Origin of the sequence: Microbacterium halophytorum (genome assembly GCF_002970975.1) — a bacterium.
Classification (GTDB): Bacteria; Actinomycetota; Actinomycetes; order Actinomycetales; family Microbacteriaceae; genus Microbacterium; species Microbacterium halophytorum.
In genome coordinates, this window is sequence record NZ_KZ672982.1 from 500,454 (window position 1) to 521,890 (window position 21,437).

Annotated in this window: 18 protein-coding genes and 1 riboswitch; of the genes, 3 read left to right on the plus strand and 15 right to left on the minus strand. The window is 70.2% G+C overall.

Annotated features, from left to right (window positions below; translation table 11 throughout):
• Positions 1-103: 103 nt before the first annotated feature.
• The 11 genes from dapD to C0010_RS02415 form a co-directional block, all read right to left on the minus strand.
• Complete coding sequence (dapD, locus tag C0010_RS02365) at positions 104-1,027, minus strand: 2,3,4,5-tetrahydropyridine-2,6-dicarboxylate N-succinyltransferase (protein WP_105565413.1); 924 nt, start codon at positions 1,025-1,027, stop codon at positions 104-106.
• A gap of 92 nt (positions 1,028-1,119) precedes the next feature.
• Positions 1,120-2,412 (minus strand): citrate synthase, encoded by a 1,293-nt coding sequence (locus C0010_RS02370; protein ID WP_232531676.1) that lies wholly within the window; start codon positions 2,410-2,412, stop codon positions 1,120-1,122.
• 190 nt (positions 2,413-2,602) lie between these two features.
• Positions 2,603-3,715: a succinyldiaminopimelate transaminase gene (gene dapC / locus C0010_RS02375; RefSeq protein ID WP_105565415.1), complete on the minus strand. Its 1,113-nt coding sequence runs from the start codon at positions 3,713-3,715 to the stop codon at positions 2,603-2,605.
• A 79-nt stretch (positions 3,716-3,794) separates the two neighbouring features.
• Positions 3,795-4,115 (minus strand): ferredoxin, encoded by a 321-nt coding sequence (gene fdxA / locus C0010_RS02380; protein ID WP_105565416.1) that lies wholly within the window; start codon positions 4,113-4,115, stop codon positions 3,795-3,797.
• Between the two features lie 121 nt (positions 4,116-4,236).
• On the minus strand, positions 4,237-4,689 hold the full coding sequence (locus C0010_RS02385; RefSeq protein WP_198410783.1) for a histidinol dehydrogenase: 453 nt from the start codon (positions 4,687-4,689) through the stop codon (positions 4,237-4,239).
• A 174-nt stretch (positions 4,690-4,863) separates the two neighbouring features.
• Positions 4,864-6,777, minus strand: coding sequence for a translational GTPase TypA (typA, locus tag C0010_RS02390; RefSeq protein ID WP_105565417.1), 1,914 nt, complete (start codon positions 6,775-6,777; stop codon positions 4,864-4,866).
• Positions 6,778-6,891: 114 nt separating this feature from the next.
• Positions 6,892-7,437: a PH domain-containing protein gene (locus tag C0010_RS02395; RefSeq protein WP_105565418.1), complete on the minus strand. Its 546-nt coding sequence runs from the start codon at positions 7,435-7,437 to the stop codon at positions 6,892-6,894.
• Positions 7,438-7,506: 69 nt separating this feature from the next.
• Positions 7,507-9,159, minus strand: coding sequence for a dipeptide ABC transporter ATP-binding protein (locus C0010_RS02400; protein WP_105565419.1), 1,653 nt, complete (start codon positions 9,157-9,159; stop codon positions 7,507-7,509).
• Positions 9,156-10,097: an ABC transporter permease gene (locus C0010_RS02405; protein WP_105565420.1), complete on the minus strand. Its 942-nt coding sequence runs from the start codon at positions 10,095-10,097 to the stop codon at positions 9,156-9,158. Before C0010_RS02405 ends, C0010_RS02400 begins: the two co-directional genes overlap by 4 nt.
• Complete coding sequence (locus tag C0010_RS02410) at positions 10,087-11,016, minus strand: ABC transporter permease (protein WP_105565421.1); 930 nt, start codon at positions 11,014-11,016, stop codon at positions 10,087-10,089. The genes C0010_RS02405 and C0010_RS02410 overlap by 11 nt, the downstream gene beginning before the upstream one ends.
• Before the next feature lie 103 nt (positions 11,017-11,119).
• Positions 11,120-12,745 (minus strand): ABC transporter substrate-binding protein, encoded by a 1,626-nt coding sequence (locus tag C0010_RS02415; protein ID WP_232531677.1) that lies wholly within the window; start codon positions 12,743-12,745, stop codon positions 11,120-11,122.
• A gap of 318 nt (positions 12,746-13,063) precedes the next feature.
• Here C0010_RS02415 and C0010_RS02420 point away from each other — a divergent pair, with 318 nt between their 5' ends.
• Entirely contained in the window at positions 13,064-13,828 is a 765-nt protein-coding gene (locus C0010_RS02420; RefSeq protein ID WP_232531678.1) for a CPBP family intramembrane glutamic endopeptidase, read from the plus strand.
• A gap of 158 nt (positions 13,829-13,986) precedes the next feature.
• Positions 13,987-14,952 (plus strand): hypothetical protein, encoded by a 966-nt coding sequence (locus C0010_RS14850; protein WP_158685230.1) that lies wholly within the window; start codon positions 13,987-13,989, stop codon positions 14,950-14,952.
• A gap of 43 nt (positions 14,953-14,995) precedes the next feature.
• Here C0010_RS14850 and C0010_RS02430 read toward each other — a convergent pair whose 3' ends face one another.
• From C0010_RS02430 to gcvT, 4 genes are all read right to left on the minus strand, one after another.
• Entirely contained in the window at positions 14,996-15,589 is a 594-nt protein-coding gene (locus C0010_RS02430) for a GNAT family N-acetyltransferase (RefSeq protein WP_232531679.1), read from the minus strand.
• A gap of 209 nt (positions 15,590-15,798) precedes the next feature.
• Positions 15,799-18,720 carry an aminomethyl-transferring glycine dehydrogenase gene (gene gcvP / locus C0010_RS02435; RefSeq protein WP_174150227.1) on the minus strand — a complete coding sequence of 974 codons (2,922 nt, stop codon included), beginning with the start codon at positions 18,718-18,720 and terminating at the stop codon, positions 15,799-15,801.
• A complete protein-coding gene (gene gcvH / locus C0010_RS02440) occupies positions 18,717-19,100 on the minus strand; it encodes a glycine cleavage system protein GcvH (RefSeq protein WP_105565426.1) in 384 nt (127 codons plus the stop codon). Before gcvH ends, gcvP begins: the two co-directional genes overlap by 4 nt.
• Entirely contained in the window at positions 19,097-20,284 is a 1,188-nt protein-coding gene (gcvT, locus tag C0010_RS02445) for a glycine cleavage system aminomethyltransferase GcvT (protein ID WP_105565427.1), read from the minus strand. Before gcvT ends, gcvH begins: the two co-directional genes overlap by 4 nt.
• Positions 20,285-20,442: 158 nt before the next feature.
• Positions 20,443-20,531: riboswitch (glycine riboswitch) on the minus strand.
• Positions 20,532-20,854: 323 nt separating this feature from the next.
• Between gcvT and C0010_RS02450 the strand changes: the two genes are divergently transcribed.
• Entirely contained in the window at positions 20,855-21,436 is a 582-nt protein-coding gene (locus C0010_RS02450) for a carboxymuconolactone decarboxylase family protein (protein WP_105565428.1), read from the plus strand.
• The last annotated feature ends 1 nt before the right edge of the window (position 21,437 follow it).

Consider the following 21,437-nt stretch of genomic DNA (forward strand, 5'->3'; position numbering starts at 1 on the left):
CGGATCCGCCGCGCGGGCGGAAGCGGCAGCGGGGCTCGGTCAGGTCGTCCGAACGCGGCGGAGCGGCCGGGCCCGTGGGCTCCGGCCGCTCCGCCGGCGCGGCTCAGGCGTGCAGCGCCTCGTTCAGCGTGACGCCGACGCCGGAGCGCTCGACGGCCTCGACAGCTCCCGAGAGCGAGTTGCGGCGGAACAGCAGGCCGGACGAGCCCGAGAGCTCCGCCGCCTTGACGGTGCGCCCCTCGGCGAGCGCGACCTTGGTGCCGGCCGTGACGTACAGGCCCGCTTCGACGACGCAGTCGTCGCCGAGCGAGATGCCCAGGCCCGAGTTCGCCCCGAGAAGCGTGCGCTGACCGATCGAGATGCGGTGCGTGCCGCCGCCCGAGAGCGTGCCCATGATCGATGCGCCGCCGCCGATGTCGGAGCCGTCGCCGACGACGACGCCCTGCGAGATGCGCCCCTCGACCATGGAGGCGCCGAGCGTGCCCGCGTTGAAGTTCACGAAGCCCTCGTGCATCACGACGGTGCCGGATGCGAGGTGCGCGCCGAGCCGGATGCGCGAGGCGTCACCGAGGCGGACGCCTTCCGGCAGCACGTAGTCCGTCAGGCGCGGGAACTTGTCCTGCGCGTACACCTGGATGCCCGCACGGCGCAGGGCGGGCAGGGCGGCCGCCGCGACCTCCGGCTGCATCGGGCCGGCGTTCGTCCAGGCGTTGTTGGGCAGGTGCCCGAAGATGCCGTCGAGGCTGAGCCCGTTCGGCTGCACCAGGCGGTGCGACAGCGCGTGCAGCCGCAGGTACGCGTCGCTCGTCGAGGCGGGCGCAGCGTCGAGGTCGATCTCGACGGCCACGACCTCGGTCTTCACGCCGCGGACGTCGTCGGCGCCGGTCTGCGCCTCGAGGTCTGCTTCCGCGGCCGAGGAATCACCCAGCCGACCTGCGGCGGGTGCGGGGTACCAGGTGTCCAGAACGGTGCCATCGGCCGCAACAGTCGCGAGCCCGACACCGGAGATCCAACGCTCATCCGTCATGCGAACAGCCTACCGGCGCCGCCCAACCGGACGCGCCGCGGACGACGATGCCCGCCGCTCCCTGCGAGGGATGCGGCGGGCGTCTGCGCGGATCAGGCGCGGTAGTGGCGCTCCGTGGCGCCGGTGAACAGCTGCTGGGGGCGGCCGATCTTGCTCTTCGGGTCGGTGACCTGCTCGTTCCACTGCGCGAGCCAGCCGGGCAGGCGGCCGATCGCGAACAGCACGGTGAAAACGCGCGTCGGGAAGCCCATGGCCTTGTAGATGACTCCCGTGTAGAAGTCGACGTTCGGGTACAGGTTGCGCGCCTGGAAGTACTCGTCGTTGAGCGCGATCTCCTCGAGCTCCTTCGCGAGGTCGAGCATCGGGTCGACGACGCCGAGCGACGCGAGGACCTCGTCGGCCGACGCCTTCACGATCTTCGCGCGGGGGTCGTAGTTCTTGTAGACGCGGTGCCCGAAGCCCATCAGCTTCACGCCGTCTTCCTTGTTCTTGACGCGCTCGACGAACTTCTTCACGCCTTCGCCGGACTCCTGGATCTGCGACAGCATCTGCAGCACGGCCTCGTTGGCACCGCCGTGGAGCGGGCCGGACAGCGCCTGGATGCCCGCGGCGATCGACGCGAACTGCGTCGCGCCGGTCGAGCCGACGAGCCGGACGGTCGAGGTCGACGCGTTCTGCTCGTGGTCGGCGTGCAGGATGAGGAGGCGCTCGAGCGCCTTGGACATGACGGGGTCGACCTCGTAGTCCTCGGCCATGGTGCCGAAGTTCAGGCGGAGGAAGTTCTCGACATAGCCGAGCTTGTTGTCGGGGTACAGGAACGCCTGCCCGATCGACTTCTTGTGCGAGTACGCCGCGATGACGGGAAGCTTCGCGAGGAGCCGGATGGTGTTGAGCTCGACGTGCTCGGGGTTGTGCGGGTCGGATTGGCCCTCGTAGTACGTCGCGAGCGCCGAGACGGCCGACGACAGCACCGACATCGGGTGGGCGCCGGCGGGCAGCCCGTCGAAGAAGTTCTTGAGGTCCTCGTGCAGGAGTGTGTGGCGCCGGATGCGCTCGTCGAAGTCGGCGAGTTCGTCGGCCGTCGGCAGCTCGCCGTACAGGAGCAGCCAGGCGGTCTCGAGGAACGACGCGTTCTCTGCGATCTCGTCGATCGGGTAGCCGCGGTAGCGGAGGATGCCCTGTTCGCCGTCGATGTAGGTGATCGCCGAGCGGGTCGACGCCGTGTTGACGAAGCCGTAGTCGAGCGACGTGTAGCCCGTCTGCTTCGTGAGCGTCGACATATCGATCGAGGGGTTGCCGTCGGCGGACTGCAACACGGGGAATTCGGCGGTCTTGCCGCCGATGGTCAGTGCTGCATTGTCCGGCAGGCTCGCTGCGTCGGTCACGGCTTCTCCTTGCGAAACGTCGTCCATCGCGTCAGGCCTTCTCGCGCGGATAGCGCGGTCGCGGCCCCGGACAGCTTAGCGGCTCGCGCCGCCTGCACAGAATCGACGGGTGCCCCTCGCCGATGCGCTTCTCCCACGGAGCGGGAGGGCGGCGAGATCGGCGGAGAGCGCTTTCGGGCGGCGCGCGGCGCTACCGCCCTGCGCCGCGCAGACGCTCCGCCGCGGCCGCGATGCGGTCATCGGCCGCCGTCAGCGAGAACCGGACGTGTTGGGCGTTCCCCTCGCCGTAGAAGACACCGGGGCCCGCGAGCACGCCGATGTCGGCGAGCCCGCCCATGGTCTCCCAGGCGTCGCGCCCCTCGGTCGCCCAGAGGTACAGGCCCGCCTCGCTCCTGTCGATGCGGAAGCCGGCGGCCTCGAGCGCCGGCTTGAGCACGGCGCGGCGGGCGCGATAGCGCTCCCGCTGCGCGTCGACGTGCGCGTCGTCTCCGAGCGCGACCGCCATGGCGTGCTGGACGGGCGCCGGCAGCATGAGGCCGAGATGCTTGCGGTTCTTGAGCAGGCCATCCACGATCCTGCCGCATCCGGCGAGGAACGCGGCGCGGTACCCCGCGAGGTTCGACTGCTTGCTGAGCGAGTAGACGCTGAGGAGGCTCGCCCTGGTATCCCCCGCGACGCGCGGGTCGAGGACGCTCGGGATGCGCTCCGAGGCCCACCGCCCCTCCCAGCCGAGCTCTGCGTAGCACTCGTCGCTCGCGAGCACGGCACCGATCTCGCGCGCTCGCGCCACGGCGGCGCGCAGCTCCTCGACGGTCCACGTGCGGCCGTCGGGGTTGCCCGGCGTGTTGATCCAGACGAGCTTCGCGTCATCCGGCCATTCTGCGGGGTCGTCGCATGCGACGGCGGTCGCCCCCGCGACGGCGGCCCCGACGGCGTAGGTCGGGTAGGCGGCTCGCGGATGCACGACGACGTCGCCGGCGCCGAGGCCCAGGAGCGTCGGCAGCAGCGCGACCAGCTCCTTCGACCCGATCGTCGGCAGCACGTTGCGGGGCTCGAGGCCGACGACGCCGCGCCGGCGCTCGTACCAGGAGCAGATCGCTTCGCGCAGCTCCGGCGTGCCCGTCGTCGCGGGGTACGCGTGGGCATCGGTGGCGGCGATGAGCGCCTCGCGCACGATCTCCGGCGTCGGGTCGACGGGCGAACCGATCGAGAGGTCGCAGATCCCGCCCGGATGCGCGGCGGCGCGCTCGCGGAACGGCACCACCTCGTCCCACGGGTAGTCGTCGAGGTCGTTGATCGACATGCGGTGTCCTTTGCGGGGAAGGCGGGCCGCGAGCCGGGGCGCGGCCGCCGGCGGAGGTTCCGGGCGGGCGTCGCGCCGCTCAGTCGCCCTGGGGAGGGAGCGCGCTGATGACGGGGTGGTCCTTGGGGATCACGCCGACCTTCGCCGCGCCGCCGGGCGAGCCGATCTCGTCGAAGAACTCGACGTTGGCCTTGTAGTAGTCCTGCCACTCGTCCGGCAGGTCGTCCTCGTAGTAGATCGCCTCGACGGGGCAGACGGGCTCGCAGGCGCCGCAGTCGACGCACTCGTCGGGGTGGATGTAGAGGCTGCGCTCGCCCTCGTAGATGCAGTCGACCGGGCACTCATCGATGCAGGCGCGGTCCTTGACGTCCACGCAGGGAAGGGCGATCACGTAAGTCACACGTCGATTCTATTGCCCGCACCTGAGGGTTCGCGATGCAGGCGCACCTTACCCGGGCCGTGCCGGCCCCGCGGAACCGCCCGCGAGGCGCGACGGCGCGGATGCGCGCGCCGCGGATCCATCAGGCTTCCGGCTGCGCCCTGGCCGACGCCTGGGCGAGTCGCCGGGCATGGGCGTCGCGGGCGCCGCGCAGGTCGGGCCACGCGACGACGACGAGCACGATCACGGCGAGGGCCCACGACCAGATCATCCCGAGGGGCAGGGCGCCCTCAGCCGCCTGCGGCACGACGACCGAGCCGCCGGGGCCGCGGCCGGAGAAGAGGAAGAGCGCGAGGAGCATCCCGAGCCCCGTCGCGAGCACCGCGATGCGGTCATCGGCCAGGAGGCGCACCGCGAGCATGAGCCCGAGGCATGCGACGCCCGAGATCAGCAGGCCGAAGGGAAGGGGGATCGCGACGCCACCGATCACGGGGGTGACGACGAGCGAGGCGTAGCAGATCGTGCCTGCGATGCCGAAGACCGCGCCCGCCACCGCCGCGCCGAGCCAGGTCAGCGCCCTCATCACCCACTGCATGCCGCCAGCCTACGCGCGCGCGCTGAGCGGCCCATCCGGGTGCCAGGAGCGCCGACGTCTCGGATTCCGCAGCGCGGCTCGCGTCCGCGGTGCGGACGCGGCGACGCGAACCGACCCGGATGCGCGAAGGCCCCGAACCGCACGGGGCGGGTCGGGGCCTTCGCGGGGATCCGATCAGGCGTTGGCGTCCTGGCGCTTGCGGCGCGAGGCGTCGCGGCCGCGCGTGGTCGCGTCGAGCACGACCTTGCGGATGCGCACCGTCTCGGGCGTCACCTCGACGCACTCGTCATCGGCGGCGAACTCGAGGCTCTCCTCGAGCGAGAGCGTGCGCGGCGGCGTCAGCGACTCGAAGGAGTCGGCGTTCGCCGAACGCATGTTCGTGAGCTTCTTCTCCTTGGTGATGTTCACGTCCATGTCGTCTGCGCGGGTGTTCTCGCCCACGACCATACCCTCGTAGACCTCTTCGGTCGGCTTCACGAAGAACGACATGCGCTCCTGCAGGGCGATCATGGCGAACGGCGTGACGACGCCGGCGCGGTCGGCGACGATCGAGCCCTGCGAACGGGCCTCGACGGCGCCGGCCCACGGGCCGTAGCCGTGCGACAGGGCGTTGGCGATCCCGGTGCCGCGCGTGATCGACAGGAACTGCGTGCGGAAGCCGATGAGGCCGCGGCTGGGGATGATGAACTCCATCCGGATCCAGCCGGTGCCGTGGTTGGTCATGCCCTCCATGCGGCCCTTCCGTGCCGCGAGGAGCTGCGTGATGGCGCCGAGGTACTCCTCGGGTGCGTCGATCGTGAGGTGCTCGAACGGCTCGGTGAGCGTGCCGTTCTCGTCGCGGCGCGTGACGACCTGGGGCTTGCCGACCGTGAGCTCGAAGCCCTCGCGGCGCATGTTCTCGACGAGGATCGCGAGCTGCAGCTCGCCGCGGCCCTGCACCTCCCACGCGTCGGGGCGGCCGATGTCGTTGACGCGGATCGACATGTTGCCGATCAGCTCACGATCGAGGCGGTCCTTCACCATGCGCGCGGTGAGCTTGTGGCCCTTGACCTTGCCGACGAGCGGCGACGTGTTCGTGCCGATCGTCATCGAGATGCTGGGCTCGTCGATCGTGATCTGCGGCAGCGGGCGCACGTCGGTCGGGTCGGCGATCGTCTCGCCGATCATGATGTCCTCGAAGCCCGCGATCACGGCGATATCGCCGGGGCCGGCGGACTCGGCCGGGTAGCGGTCGAGCGCCTTCGTCATCATCAGCTCGGTGATGCGCGCGTTCTGGGTCGTGCCGTCGCTGCGCACCCAGGCCACGGTCTGGCCCTTCTTGAGCGTGCCGTTGAAGACGCGCAGCAGGGCGAGGCGGCCGAGGAACGACGAGGAGTCGAGGTTGGTGACCCACGCCTGCAGGGGTGCCTCGTCGTCGTACGACGGGGCCGGGACGTGCTCCAGGATCGCCTCGAACAGCGGCTCGAGGTTCTCGCTGTCGGGCAGCGCGCCGTCGGCGGGGCGCGTCGCGCTCGCGACGCCGGCGCGGCCGGAGGCGTACACGACCGGAACGTCGAGCAGCGCGTCGACGTCGAGGTCGGGCACGTCGTCCGCCAGGTCGCCCGCGAGGCCGAGCAGCAGGTCCTGGGCCTCGCCCTCGACCTCCTCGATGCGCGCATCCGGGCGGTCGGTCTTGTTGATCACGAGGATCACGGGGAGCTTCGCCTCGAGCGCCTTGCGCAGGACGAAGCGGGTCTGCGGCAGCGGGCCCTCGCTCGCGTCGACGAGGAGCACGACGCCGTGCACCATCGACAGGCCGCGCTCGACCTCGCCGCCGAAGTCGGCGTGGCCGGGGGTGTCGATGACGTTGATCGTGATGGGCTGATCCGTGTGCTCACCGTTGTAGGTGATCGCCGTGTTCTTGGCGAGGATCGTGATGCCCTTCTCGCGCTCGAGGTCGTTCGAGTCCATCGCGCGCTCGTCGACGTGCTCGTGCTCGCCGAAGGACCCCGTCTGACGGAGCATGGCATCGACCAGCGTGGTCTTGCCGTGGTCGACGTGCGCGACGATCGCGACGTTTCTCAGGTCAGTACGGAGGGCGTGCGCCATGGGGTTCCTTGCCGTGAGTGGTGTATCGCCCCGAGAGCGGGACGATCCATCCTATAGCCGCAAGGTGTCGCGCCGGTCAGCCGCTGGTCAGGTACGCGACCCCTGCGGCCCCGCTCAGAGGGCGAAACCGATCGCGACGACAAGCCAGAAGGCGATCACGATGCCGGACGCGACGCCGAGCACGTCCCACCGAGCAGACCGCGACGCTTCTCCGCGCGGAGCCTCCTCGAGCATCGTGCGGAGGCGTTCGAGCTGGCTCTCGCTGGGGTGGTCGCGCTTGGTCGATCGCCTCCGGTGCTGCGTCGGAGCGCCCCAGGCCTGCAGCGGTTTGCCGCCGACGGCCGGGACCATCCGGAACTCGATCTGCCAGCGGGCGGTGATCGACTCGATGGCGCCCCAGCTGAGGGTCGTCGTGCGCAGCACGTTGTGCACCTCGACGCCGTCGGGGCTGGCCACGATCCGCGGCGCGTACAGGAAGGCGTACACGAACCACACCAGCGCGAGGAGCCACGGCGTCACCATCCCCGCTTGTTCGAGCGAGCCCCGGATGAGGAGGTCGCCGAGGAGCAGGACGCACACGCCAGCGGCGACCCACATCCACACCAACCCCGCGACGGAGCGGAACACGACCCGCTCGGGGGCTCCGGAAGATGCTGGCATGGTCTCCACCCTATAGACGGATGCCGGGCGGCCTGCGGCCGCCCGGCATCCGGATCGTTCTCTGCGCGCTCAGCCGGCGCCGAGCGCGAGGTCGCGCCCCGGGATCGCGTCGAGCAGGCGCTGCGTGTACGCCTCCTGCGGCGCGTCGAAGACGCGGTCGACCGTGCCGTGCTCGACGATCCTCCCCTGCTCCATCACGGCCACCAGGTCGGCGGCGACGCGCACGACCGCGAGGTCGTGGGTGATGAACAGGTAGGTCAGGTCGAGCTCGCTCTGCAGTTCGCTGAGCAGCTGCAGGATCTGGTCCTGCACCAGCACGTCGAGCGCCGACACGGCCTCGTCGAGCACCACGATCGATGGCTTGAGCGCGAGCGCACGCGCGATCGCGATGCGCTGGCGCTGGCCGCCGGAGAGCTCGTTCGGGTAGCGGTCGGCCAGCTCGCGCGGCAGCGCCACCTGGTCGAGCAGCTCATAGACCCGCTCCTGCCGCGACTTCGCGTCGCCGACGCCGTGGAGCTTGAGCGGCTCCGCGATCAGGGTGCCGAGCGAGCGCATCGGGTCGAGCGACCCGTACGGGTCCTGGAACACCGGCTGCATCCGACCGCGCAGGCTGAAGACGTCCTTGCGGCTCATCTCCGTCGTGTCGCGGCCCTCGATCAGCACGGAGCCGCTCGTCGGCTTCTCGAGCTGGAGCACCATCTTCGCGGCGGTCGACTTGCCGGAGCCCGACTCCCCCACCAGGGCGAGGGTCTTGCCCTTCGGGATCTGGAAGGAGATGCCGTCGACGGCGCGGAACGGTTCGCTGCGGAACCCGCCCTTGCGGATCGAGTACTCCTTGACGAGGTCGCGGACCTCGACGACGGGCGCCTCGGTCTGCAGCGCCGTGGTCGGCGTCGGCTCGGAGACCTCCGCCTGGATGCGCTTCGACGCGAGGCTCGGGGCCGCCGCGACGAGGCGCTGGGTGTACGGGTGCTGCGGTGCCTCGAGGATCTCGCGGCTCGGGCCCGACTCGACGATCTCGCCGCGGCTCATCACGATGATCCGGTCGGCGCGCTCGGCGGCGAGCCCCAGGTCGTGGGTGATGAACAGCACCGAGGTGCCCTTGTCGCGCGTGAGCGACGCCAGGTGATCGAGGATGACCTTCTGCACTGTCACGTCGAGCGCGCTCGTCGGCTCGTCGGCGATGAGCAGCTTCGGGTCGGCCGCGAGGCCGATGCCGATCAGCGCTCGCTGGCGCATGCCGCCCGAGAACTGGTGCGGGTACTGGTGCATCCGGCGCTCGGCGTCGGCGAGGCCGGCGTTCTGCAGCATCTCGACCGCGACCCGGTGCACGTCCTTGCGGCTGTGCGCCAGGCCGTTGGCCTTGACGGTCTCCTTGACCTGGAAGCCGATCGACCACACGGGGTTGAGGTTCGACATCGGGTCCTGCGGAACGTAGCCGATCTCGCGGCCGCGCAGGCGCTCCATGTCGGCGCGCTTGAGCCCGGTGAGCTCGCGGCCGTCGAGGGCGACGGAGCCGCCGGTGACCGCGCCGGTGCCGGGCAGCAGGTCGATGATGGCGGTCGCCGTCGTCGACTTGCCGGAGCCCGACTCACCGACGATCGCAACCGTCTCGCCCTCGTGCACGTCGAAGCTGACGCCGTGCACGACCTCGCGCTGCTTCTTGCCTGTTCCGAACGAGATCTTCAGATCGCGGACGCTCAGGAGAGTCTTCTCGCTCATCGTTCTGCCCTCGCCTTCGGGTCAAGGGCGTCGCGCATGGTCTCGCCCAGCATGATGAATGACAGCACCGCCAGCGTCAGCGCCGTCGACGGCCACACGAGCGCCATCGGCGAAGTGCGGATGGTCGTCTGCGCCTGACTGATATCGGCACCCCACGACACGGTGTCACCGCCGAGGCCCACGCCGAGGAACGACAGCACGGACTCCGCGACCATGTTGTTGCCGAGGCCGATGGTCGCGACGACGATGAGCGGCGCGATCGAGTTCGGCAGGACGTGCACGAGCAGGGTCTTGAACCGACTCATCCCGAGTGCCAGCGACGCAGTCACGAAGTCGGACTGCTTCACGCGCAGCACTTCGGCGCGCACGATGCGGGCGATGCTCGCCCAGCTGAAGCCGCCGATCGCGAAGGCGAGCGTGAGCATCGTGCGGTCCTGCTGCGGAATCACCGTCATCACGACGATCGCCGCGATGATGTAGGGGATCGTGAAGAAGATGTCGCCGACGCGCGACAGCACCGAGTCGACCCATCCGCCGTAGAAGCCGGCGAGCGAACCCATGACGAGGCCGATCACCGTGCCGATGAGCGTCGCGAGCAGGCCCACAACGACCGAGGTGCGGGCGCCGAAGACGATGCGCGACCAGACGTCGCAGCCCTGGCGGGTGTAGCCGAGCGGGTGGCCGGCCTCCGGGCCGCCGTTGCTGTTCATGAGCTGACACGCGCCGCCCGACGGGGCGACGTTCGTGAACAGGTACGGGAAGGCCGCCATGACGACGGTGAGCAGGGCGACAGCGGCGGCGATCCAGAACATCGGTCGGCGGCGCATATCGCGCCACGCGTCGAGCCAGAGATTGCTGCGCTTCGCACTGACTCGGACCTGGTCCACGACCAGGTCGGCCGCCTGCGCGGGCGCCACGAAGTGAGCGTTACGAGACATAGCGGATCCTCGGGTCGAGCAGACCGTACAGCAGGTCGATCAGCAGGTTGATGAACACGTAGACCACGACGAACACGGTCACGAACGACACGATCGTCGGCGCCTCGTGCTTGAGGATCGCCTGGTAGAGCGTGTTCCCGACGCCGGGGATGTTGAAGATGCCCTCCGTGACGGTCGCGCCGACCATCAGGATCCCGAACGTCGTGCCGAGATCCGTCACCATGGGGATGAACGAGTTGCGCAGCACGTGCACGGGGATGACGCGGCGGCGCGGGAGGCCCTTGCCGTAGGCGGTGCGCACCCAGTCCTGGCCGATCGTCTCGATCGTCGACGAACGCATGAGGCGCATGCTCGTCGCATACACGCTGACCGCGAGAGTCGAGGCGGGCAGCAGCAGGCCGAGCCAGCCGTTGTTCTCACCGACGGTCGGGCTCGCCCAACCGAGCACCACGCCGAAGACGTACTGTGCGAAGAAGCCGACGACGAACACCGGGACGGCGATGAAGATCAGCGCGATCACGAGCATCGTGTGGTCGAACCAACTGTTCTTGAAGAACGCCGAGAGCGAACCGATCACGACGGCGAGCACGGCCGCCAGGACGATCGCCTCGATCGCGAGCCGGAGCGTGACGGGGAAGGTGCGTGCAAGCACCTCGCCGACGTCCTGACCGCTGAAGGTCGTGCCGAAGTCCAGGCGGAAGATCCCGCCCAGGTAGTTGAAGTACTGGATGATGAACGGCTGATCGAGGGCGTACTGCTCCCGGATCTCATCGAGCAGCGCCTGCGGTGGTTGCTTGTCGCCGAACAACGCGGCAATCGGGTCGCCTGGCATGGCGAACACCATGAAGTAGATCAGCAGCGTCGCCCCGAGGAAAACGGGGATGACCTGCAGGATCCGCTTGAGGATGTAAAACAGCACCCTCGATCCTCCTTAATCGGATGATTTGGTCCAACCGAGCATGATACGAGGCGGTGGCTGTGAGCCACCGCCTCGTATCAGTCAGCGGTCGGTCCGAGGGAGCTTACTCCCAGGGGCTGATCTCGTTGGCCTGCTCCCAGAGCTCCACGGCCTTCTCGGGGTTGTACTCCAGGACCTCTTCGCCCTCGAGCTCGTCGGTCCAGCCATCGATCACGGGCGACGTGAAGTCACTCGCCGGGGTGCGGGTGCCCTGGAAGATCACGTCGGTGATCTCCTCGCGGTTGATCGCCATCGAGATGGCTTGGCGGCGCAGCTGGCCCTCCTCGTCGGCGCCGAAGTGCTCCTGGTACTCACCGATGGTGAACGACTGGAACAGCGCCGAGGCCTGGTTCACCGAGCGGTCGCCCAGCTCGTCCTCGTAGGTCTCGAACGCCGAGTCGGGCAGCGTGTCGAGCACGTCGAGGTTGTTCGCGAGCAGGTCGCTGTACGCCGCGTCGAACGTGGCGTAGAACACGAAGCGGAGCGCGTCGTTCTCCTGCGGGCGCGGGCCGTCGTACGCGTCGTTCTTGACGAGGTCGATCTGGATGTCGTGCTGCCAGCCGTCCTCCGCCATCTTGTACGGGCCGTTGCCGATCGGGTTCTCGCCGAACGCCTCCATGTCCTCGAACGCCACGTCGGGGAGCGGGTAGTACGCCGAGTAGCCGAGGCGCTGAGCGAAGTCGGCGGCCGGCTTGTTCAGCGTGACCTCGAAGGTGTAGTCGTCGATCTGGTTCAGACCCGACAGCTCCTCGACGTTCTCGTCCCAGCTGAAGCCCTCGATGTCCTCGAAGAAGTAGCTGCTGAGCTGGGCGTTGTCGAGCGCGGCGCCGTAGTTCCACGCCTTGATGAAGTTGTCGGCGGTGATCTCCTCACCGTTGCTGAACTCCAGGCCCTCGCGGATCTTGATCGTGAGGTGGGTCGGCGAGTCCTGATCGATCGACTCGGCCACGTCGTTCTGGACCGCGCCGGTCTCGGTCTCGTAGTTCACGAGGCCGGTGAAGAGCGCGTCGAGGACGTTGCCGCCGCCGGTCTCGTTCGTGTTGGTCGGGATCAGCGGGTTCTGGGGCTCCGAGCCGTTGACCGTGACGGGGCCGTCCGTCGACTTCGTGATCTCCTCGTAGGCCGGGACCGACTTCCAGTTGATCGCGACGTTCTCGACGTTCTCGCTCCAGCCGGCGACGGAGTTCTGGTACCACAGCGGGATCGCGGGCAGGTCCTGCAGGAGGACCTCCTGCGCCTGCTTGTAGAACTCGTTGGCCTCAGCGGGGTCGGTCGTGCTGATGCCCTGCTCGATCAGCGAGTCGAACTCCTCCGACGAGTAGTCGCCGTCGTTCGAGCCGGCGTTGGTCGCGTAGAGCGGGCCGAGGAAGTTGTACAGGCCCGGGTAGTCGGCCTGCCAGCCGGTGCGGAATGCGCTGTCGATCTCGCGGTTCGTGACCTCTTCGCGCAGACCGGCGAAGTCCGGGTACGGAACGCCGACCGCGTTGATGCCGAGCGTGCCCGAGATCGAGTTGGCGACCGCGTCGACCCAGGCCTGGTGGCCGCCGTCGGCGTTGTACGCAATCCCGAACTCGGGGCCCGCAGCGGCTTCGTTGCCGCCTTCTTCTTCCGCGGGGCCGCAACCGGTGAGCGCCAGAGCGCCGACACCGATCACACCGAGGCCCGCGAGGGCAAACTTGTTGCGCTTCACAGTTACTCCTTGTGGAAGGGATGGATACGTCCGAAGTGAACGGGTGCGCACCTCGGACTGCCCCGTGACTCTATGCGCTCGCAAGGAATCCGGCAAAGCCATCTGCAGAACCGTTACACAGGATTTACACGCTCCGCTGGGCAGATTGCGCAATCTGCCCAGGCGTTGCCGGGTGTGTCTGGGGCTCTCGCTCAGTTCGGGCGTTGGGGCCCGAGGCAGCCCATGCCCCCTCCGAGCCCGACCGCGCCGGATGGATCGCACGCCAGGTCGGCGCGGCGCCCGCCCAGGCCGCATCGGGGCCGCGCGTACCCTGTCGGGGTGAGCGATACCGTGCATCCCGACACTCGATACGCCCGCCGCCGCCTCGGCTGGGAGGTGGGCATCGTCGTCGCCCTCTCGCTCGGACAGACGGCGCTGTACTCGCTGCTGTCGCTCATCCGGGCCGCCCTGCGCGCGCCGCTCGCCGATCAGACCGCGTCGCTGAACCCGCAGCAGGCCGAGGAAGCGGTGTGGGATGCGGTGTACCGCGTGCTCGACGTGTTCTTCGACCTGTGTCTGGTCGCGCTCGTGATCTACCTGCTCTGGGAGCCGGGGCGCAGCGCGTTCCGCCGCATCGGCCTCGACTTCTCGCGCTTCTGGCGAGATGCGGGGCTCGGCGTCGCGCTCGTCGCGGCGATCGGCATCCCCGGCCTCGGGCTGTATGCCGTCAGTCGCATGTTCGGCATGACGGTGGAGGTGCAGGCCGGCGACCTCGACCAGGCCCTCTGGACGGTGCCGCTCCTGCTGCTCTCGGCCGCCCGCGCGGGCCTGCTCGAGGAGGTCATCCTGAACGGCTACCTCGTCACGCGGCTCGGCGCGCTGTGGCGGCGCCCGTGGGTCGTCCTCGTCGCCGTCGCGCTGCTGCGCGGCGCCTACCACCTGTACCAGGGCCCGGCGATGGCGCTCGGCAACGTCGTGATGGGCCTCGTGTTCGGCTGGTGCTTCCTGCGGTGGCGCCGCACGATGCCGCTCGTCCTCGCGCACGCGTTCATCGACACGATCGCGTTCGTCGGCTACCCCCTCGCCGCGCCCTTCCTCCCCTAACTCTTCATTTCTGGCACATCTCCGCACGCACACACCACGGGAGATGTGCCAGAAATGAAGAGTTACGCAGGCCGTCGTGTCCTCGTCCACAGCCCCGCGGGTCGCGGGACTTCCCCACATTCCGCGAGATCTTCCTGCGAGCGCGGCACGATCGTCGCATGACGTCAATTGCTCCCTCGCGGCCTTCCCTCGCCCTGTGTCCGTGCCCGGTGCCGCTGATTCGCCGCACCGCGAACGGAACGCGATTCGACCACGCGCTGCGCAGGGGCGATCTCCGACGAATTCGCAGCGGGATCTACACACGTGCGGACGCCTGGGATTCGCTTCCGCCTTGGGAGCGCTACCTCGCGCGCGTCCACGCATTCGCGCTCAAGCGTCCGCACGCGGTTCTGACGAACGAATCCGCGGCAGCGCTCTGGGGCCTACCGCTCGTCGGATCGCAGCCGCACGTCCACGCGATCGCGCCGCGATCGGGGGATGCGCGTCTCACGGGAGACGTCCAATGGCACCACCTGGTGGACAGGTTGGAGGTCGTCACGGCGCAGCGTGCGACCGTCACTGACCCGATCGAGACCGTCGTCAATCTGGCAAGATGCCGTCATCCGGCTGTGGCACGGGTCGCGGCGGACGCCTTGTTGCGTATCGGTGACTGCACATCCGACGCCCTGCTGCACGCAAACGAAGCGCGCAGCAGCAAGCGCGGACGCGCCGCGGCGCGCTGGCCGCTGTCGACCGCGACGCCGACGCCCGAGTCGGCGTTCGAAACGCTGTCGCTCCTCGTCATCGAGTGGCTCGGTTTCGAGACCCCGGACCTGCAGATCAGCATCCGTGCCGCCGACGGAGCGGAGTATCGCGTTGACTTCTTCTGGCGGCGATGCGGAATCATCGGCGAGGCGGACGGGCGGGCCAAGTACGTGATGGACGGGCGGGCCGCTGAGGAGGCGGTCTGGGCGGAGAAACTCCGCGAGGATGCTCTGCGAGGCAGCGCCGCCGGATTCGTCCGGTGGACGTGGGATGCGATTCGTCGCCCGGAACAATTGGAACAAATCCTCCGCGGAGCTGGTCTGTCCGAGGTGCGGGCACCGCAACGGGAACTGCTGAGAATGCTCGCGGCGATCCTGTAGCCGCGTTCGCATGCGCTCGACGCTGGACAGCAACGGCTACCGTTCAGCGCTTGCTGTCGAGCCTTGCCTGGAGTCCGCGGCGGACGGCTGGCCACTCCGTGTCGAGGATCGAATATACGACAGTGTCACGGAGGTGGCCGTCCGGCATCACGCGATGACTGCGCAGCACGCCTTCCTGTTTCGCGCCGAGACGCTCGATGGCCGCGCGCGACTGCCGGTTGTGCCAGTGGGTGCAGAACTGCACTCGGATGCAGCCGAGATCATCGAACGCACGCGACAGGAGCAGCAGCTTGACGGCTGGGTTGACGCCGGTGCCGTGCGCAGCACGCGCAAGCCAGGTGTACCCGATCTCGAGACGAAGGTTGGACTCGTCGACATCGCAGAAGGTCGTCATCCCGATCGCGCGATCGGTCGCAGGGTCGACGATCGCCCATGGCGCCATGTCGTCGGCTCGTTGCCGGGCGAGCCGGCGCTCGATCTCGTCGGACATGCCAGCTGCATCCGGAATCGACGTGTACCAGGCGCGCCAGAGCTCTCCCTCCGCAGTCGCTTCCGCGAGTGCTCCTGCGTGGGCAAGCGCGAGCGGCTCGAGACGGATCCTGTCGTTCTCCAGCGTGGGCGTGGAGGTGAAACTCACCCGGCGATCATATCCGCGGGATTGCGTGCGGGTCGCGCCTCTGTGCTCGGCCGGGTCGTCCGCTCCACCGCCGCCACCCGCACGCGAAGATCCACATTCCCGAAGCGGCTCGCGTCCGCCGCTCACCGACGTGCAACTCTTCATTTCTGGCACATCTCCGGTGGTAGACACCACCGGAGATGTGCCAGAAATGAAGGTTCGGACGCGGACTACACGAACGCTTCCGGCGGCGGACATGCGCAGACGAGGTTGCGGTCGCCGTAGGCCTGGTCGACGCGGGCGACGGGCGGCCAGTACTTCGCGGCCGGCTGCGCGGGGCCCGCAGGGAACACGGCTTGCGCGCGCGAGTACGGGTGGGCCCACTCGCGCGTGAGCGACTCGGCGGTGTGCGGGGCGTTCACGAGGGGGTTGTCGTCGGCGGGCCACTCCCCCGCGCCCACCGCCGCGGCCTCCGCCCGAATCGCGATCATGGCGTCGGCGAACCGGTCGAGCTCGGCGCGGTCCTCCGATTCCGTCGGCTCGACCATGAGCGTGCCGGCGACGGGGAACGACATCGTCGGCGCGTGGAAGCCGTAGTCGACCAGGCGCTTGGCGACGTCGTCGACCGTCACGCCGGTCTCGGCGCGCAGGGGGCGCAGATCGACGATGCACTCGTGCGCGACCCGGCCGCGCTCCCCCCGGTACAGGATCGGGAACGCCTCTCCGAGCCTGCTCGCGAGGTAGTTCGCGTTCAGCACCGCCGCATCCGTCGCCGCGGCGAGGCCGTCGGCCCCGAGCATCCGGATGTAGGCCCACGTGATCGGCAGGATGCCGGGCGAGCCGTACGGCGCCGCCGCAACGGGGCCGATGCCGTCGCGGGGGCGCTGCGCCGACGCGTGCGAGGGCAGGAACGGCGCGAGATGCGCCTTGGCCGCGACAGGGCCGACGCCCGGGCCTCCGCCGCCGTGCGGGATCGCGAACGTCTTGTGCAGGTTGAGGTGCGACACGTCGCCGCCGAGGTCGCCGAACGTCGCCCGGCCGACGAGCGCATTCAAGTTCGCGCCGTCGATGTACACCTGCCCGCCCGCGTCGTGCACGGCTTCCGTGATGTCGAGGACACCGGCCTCGTAGACCCCGTGCGTCGACGGGTAGGTGATCATCAGCGCGCCGAGGCCCGAGGCGTGCTCGTCGATCTTCGCCCGCAGGTCGGCGAGGTCGACGTCACCGCGCTCGTCGCATGCCACGACCACGACGCGCATCCCGGCCAGCACCGCGCTGGCGGCGTTCGTGCCGTGCGCCGAGGACGGGATCAGGCAGACGTCCCGCCCGCTCTCGCCGCGCGAGGCGTGATACCCCCTGATCGCCAGCAGGCCGGCCATTTCCCCCTGCGAACCGGCGTTCGGCTGCAGCGAGACGGCGTCGTAGCCCGTGATGTCGGCGAGCCAGCCCTCGAGCTGGTCGATGAGCTCGAGGTGCCCCGCGACGGAGTCGACGGGAGCGAACGGGTGGATGCGCGCGAACTCGGCCCAGGACGAGGCCTGCAGCGTGGCGGCGGCGTTGAGCTTCATGGTGCAGGAGCCCAGCGGGATCATCCCGCGGTCGAGCGCGTAGTCGCGGTCGGCGAGTCGCTTGAGGTAGCGCATCATCGCGGTCTCCGAGCGGTGCTCGTGGAACACCGGGTGGGCGAGGATCTCGTCGTCGCGCCGCAGCTCCGGCGGGAGCGCGGTCGAGCCCGCCGTGTCCCGGCCGGCCCCGTCCTCGGCGCCGAACGCGGCGAGCACGGCCTCGATGTCGGCGTCCGTCGTCGCCTCGCCGACCGAGATCCCGACCGTATCGGGGTCGGCGAGGTGCAGGAGCACACCGCGGTCGCGGGCGTTCGCCACGACGTCGGCGGCGCGGCCGGGCACGCGCACGCGGACGGTGTCGAAGAACTCGGCGTGCACGTGCGCGTGCCCGGCCGCGGCGAGCGCCTGCGCCATCCGGTGCGCGCGCCCCGCGACGGACACGGCGATCGCACGGAGCCCGTCGGGCCCGTGGTGCACCGCATACATCGCCGCCATCACGGCGAGGAGCACCTGTGCCGTGCAGATGTTGCTCGTCGCGCGCTCGCGCCGGATGTGCTGCTCGCGCGTCTGGAGCGCGAGCCGGTAGGCGGTGCGCCCGTCCGCGTCGACGGAGACGCCGACGAGCCGGCCGGGCAGCTGGCGCTCGAGCCCCTGGCGCACCGACATGTACCCCGCGTGCGGGCCGCCGAAGCCGAGCGGCACGCCGAAGCGCTGCGTCGAGCCCACGGCGATGTCGGCTCCGCACGCCCCCGGCGAGCGCAGCAGGGCGAGCGCCAGGATGTCCGCGGCGACGATCGCCTGCGCGCCCGCGGTGTGCGCCGCCCCGATCGCCGGGGTCGGGTCGCTGACCCGCCCGGATGCGCCGGGGTACTGCACGAGCACCCCGAAAGGGGCGTCGGGCAGCGTCTCCCCCGCGGCCAGGTCGCGCTCGACGATCTCGATGCCGACGGCCGCGGCGCGCACGCGGAGCACGGCCTTCGTCTGCGGCAGCGCGTCGGCGTCGACCACGAAGACGTCGCTCTGCCCCCGCACGGCCCGCCTGGCGAGCAGCATCGCCTCGGCCGCCGCCGTCGCCTCGTCGAGCATCGACGCACCCGCGACGGGGAGCCCGGTCAGGTCGGAGACGACCGTCTGGAAGTTCAGCAGCGCCTCCAACCGCCCCTGCGAGATCTCCGGCTGGTACGGCGTGTACGCGGTGTACCAGGACGGGTTCTCGAACACGTTGCGCTGGATCACGGCGGGCGTCACCGCATCGCTGTAGCCGAGCCCGATCATCGGTGTCAGCACCGTATTCTCCGCGGCGAGCGCGCGCAGCTCGGCGAGCGCCTGCGCCTCCGAGACGCCGTGCCGCGGGAGGCGGCGAGCCCTCCCGTCGCGGGCTCCGCCCCCGCCGCCGGCGCGCTCGGCGGCATCGGCCCCAGCGTCCGCGCGCATCGGCGCGCCGTCGCCCGCCGCACCGCCCGCGGCCCGGATCGCGTCGGGGAGGGCCTCGTCCATGACGAGGCCCGGCCGGGTGCCGATCGCCTCAGCCAACGCGGCCCGCTCATCCGGAGCCGGCCCGATGTGGCGGTCCGCGAAGCCCGTCACGCGCCGCCGCCCGTCAGCTCGAGGTACGCGTCGCGGTCCATCAGCCCGGTGAGGGGCTGGCCGGACAGGCGGACCCGGATGAGCCAGCCGTCTCCGAACGGGTCTCTGTTCACGAGCGAGGGGTCGGCGTCGACCGCCCCGTTGAGCTCGATGACCTGGCCGTCGACGGGGGCGTACAGCTCGGAGACCGACTTGGTCGATTCGACCTCGCCCATGACGTGGCCGGCCGCGAGCGTCGCATCGTCGGCAGGCATGTCGACGTAGACGATGTCGCCGAGCTGCTCGACGGCGTGGTCCGTGATGCCGACGGTCGCGATGTCGCCGTCGATGAGCACCCACTCGTGTTCGCTGGTGTATCGCAGCGCGCTGAGATCGGTCATTTCTTCCTCCGGTAGAACGGCATGGGCGTGATCACTGCGGGGATGCGCGTTCCGCGCACGTCGACGGCGAGCTCGCCGGCGGGCGCGCCGCCCGCGCTCGGCGCGTTTCTGTCCGGCTGAGCGCTCGGCCCGGCTGACGCTTCCGCCGCGGCTGGGTCGACGTACGCCATCGCAATGGGGTGCCCGAGCGTCGGGCCGAGCGCACCGCTCGTGACCTCCCCGACGGCCTTCCCGCCAAGCAGCACGGGGGCGCCCGCGCGCGCCGCCCGGCGGCCGGGGAGCGACAGCCCGACGAGCACGCGGGCGCCCGGTCGCGGTTCCGCGCCCGCCTCGCCGACGAAGCCGGTCTTGCCCTCGGGGATGACCCGGCCCAGCCCCGCCTGCGCCGGCACGACGTCGCGCGTGAGCTCGTGGCCGTACAGCGGCATGCCCGCCTCGAGCCGGAGCGTGTCCCGGGCGCCGAGCCCGGCGGGGACGAGGCCGTGCCCCTCGCCCGCCGCGAGGAGCGCCCGCCAGAGCGAACTCGCCATGCCGTTCTCGATGAGCAGCTCGAAGCCGTCCTCGCCCGTGTAGCCCGTGCGTGCGATCAGGAGCGGCGCTCCCCCGAACGAGGCGTCGGTCCAGCCGTAGCCCCGCTGCTCCGCCCACGGCGCACCGAGCGCCTCGATGCCCTCGGTGCGCTCGGCGATCGCCTGCGCCGCTGGGCCCTGCACCGCGATGAGGGCGTAGTCGTCCGAGACGTCCTCGACGTCGACGGCGCCGTCCGGACCCTGCCGAAACGCGCCGGCGCGCTCGGCCATCGCGTCCCTCACCGCTCCTCGGTTGCCGGCGTTCGCGATCACGAGGAAGCGATCGTCGCCGAGGCGATAGACGACGAGGTCGTCGATGACGCCGCCGTCCTCGGCGAGGATCATCGTGTACTTCGCTCGGCCGGATGCCACGGCGGACAGCCGGCCGGCGAGCGCGTAGTCGAGGAAGCCCGCCGCGTCGGCGCCGTGCACGAAGATCTCCCCCATGTGCGACAGGTCGAACAGGCCGGCGGCCTCCCGCACGGCGGCGTGCTCGGCGAGATCGGAGCCGTACCGGACGGGCATCCGCCACCCGGCGAAGTCGGTGAATGCCGCGCCGAGCGCCTCGTGCTCGGCCGCCAGCGGCGTCTGGCGCGGCTCCTGCGCTTCGGTCATCCGGGGCTCCCCTGTGCGAATGCGGTCACACGCCCGACGCGGGTGCGCCGTGCGGGACCCCCTCTGTCATGGGCCTGAGAGCTTCGGCGTATTCGCCTTGCACCTTCGGCGGGACCGGCGGCGCCCGAGCGCAGCGCGATCCGCTTTTCAGAGCGGCCTGGTCTGCTGCGGTATCTGTACCTGAGAGATTGGCGGGGAGCTTGCTCCTTCGGTGCCCGGTTCATCCGGGCTCTCCCGCGGCAGACCCTGGGCGCCGGACGCCGTAGGCGGCGTCGGAGGCCCAAGGGCCGATATTCAGTTGTCCGCCGCCAGCGGCGGCCGTTGCGGAAAGCGTACGACAGGAGGTGCGCCCGCCGATACCCCCGGCGCTGACGGTGCTGTCTCCCGGCCGCGCCCCGCCGCCCCGGTCGCAGACGAAGCGCCGTTCTTCGAGATCTTCGCGCGTCATCTGTCACCGCGGCGGGAGCGGCAGAACGCGGATCGCACCGACGTGTCACGTCCGGGGCCTCGCCGGTGTCGTATGGGCGAGAGGGTGCGGCACGCGCACCCGCAGCGCGAGGAGTGAGACAGATGCCCAGCAGGTTCCGGATCCCCAAGGCCCGCATCACCGGCGCGTACGGCGCCGTCGTGAAAGCGATCGCGAAGCGGATGACGGGGGGCGAGATCCCCGACAACGGCTACGTGCTCTGGCACAACCGCCGTGTGATGAACGGCGTGCTCGGCATCGAGCGCAGTGCCGCCAGGTGGAACGCGCTCGACGCGAACCTGTCGTCATACGCGACGATGGCCGCGGCCGGCTCCATCGGCTGCAGCTGGTGCCTCGACTACGGCTACTTCGAGGCGCACAACGCGGGCCTCGACCTCGCGAAGGTGCGCGAGGTGCCTCGGTGGCGCGAGAGCGACGTGTTCACGCCCCTCGAGCGCGACGTTCTGGAGTACGCCGAGGCGATGACGGTCACACCGCCCGTCGTCACGGACGAGCTCTCGGCGCGCCTGCTCGACGCCCTCGGCGCACCCGCCATGGTCGAGCTGACGCAGCTCGTCGCGCTCGAGAACATGCGGTCGCGGTTCAACTCGGCCGTGGGGCTGGAGAGCCAGGGCTTCTCCGACGTGTGCGAGCTCCCCCTCGCGACGCGTTCCGCGGCCGCGTAGC

What these genes read in the sequence shown, in the direction of transcription:
- dapC (WP_105565415.1), bottom strand. Translation starts at nt 3,715, where the DNA reads ATGTCGATCAACGACCTCGACGACTACCCGTGGGACGAGGTGGTGCCG.
- C0010_RS02405 (WP_105565420.1), bottom strand. Translation starts at nt 10,097, where the DNA reads ATGTCTCGTAACGCTCACTTCGTGGCGCCCGCGCAGGCGGCCGACCTG.
- gcvT (WP_105565427.1), bottom strand. Translation starts at nt 20,284, where the DNA reads ATGACCGAAGCGCAGGAGCCGCGCCAGACGCCGCTGGCGGCCGAGCAC.
- dapD (WP_105565413.1), bottom strand. Translation starts at nt 1,027, where the DNA reads ATGACGGATGAGCGTTGGATCTCCGGTGTCGGGCTCGCGACTGTTGCG.
- C0010_RS02400 (WP_105565419.1), bottom strand. Translation starts at nt 9,159, where the DNA reads ATGAGCGAGAAGACTCTCCTGAGCGTCCGCGATCTGAAGATCTCGTTC.
- C0010_RS02385 (WP_198410783.1), bottom strand. Translation starts at nt 4,689, where the DNA reads ATGCAGTGGGTGATGAGGGCGCTGACCTGGCTCGGCGCGGCGGTGGCG.
- C0010_RS02395 (WP_105565418.1), bottom strand. Translation starts at nt 7,437, where the DNA reads ATGCCAGCATCTTCCGGAGCCCCCGAGCGGGTCGTGTTCCGCTCCGTC.
- C0010_RS14850 (WP_158685230.1), top strand. Translation starts at nt 13,987, where the DNA reads ATGACGTCAATTGCTCCCTCGCGGCCTTCCCTCGCCCTGTGTCCGTGC.
- C0010_RS02450 (WP_105565428.1), top strand. Translation starts at nt 20,855, where the DNA reads ATGCCCAGCAGGTTCCGGATCCCCAAGGCCCGCATCACCGGCGCGTAC.
- gcvH (WP_105565426.1), bottom strand. Translation starts at nt 19,100, where the DNA reads ATGACCGATCTCAGCGCGCTGCGATACACCAGCGAACACGAGTGGGTG.
- typA (WP_105565417.1), bottom strand. Translation starts at nt 6,777, where the DNA reads ATGGCGCACGCCCTCCGTACTGACCTGAGAAACGTCGCGATCGTCGCG.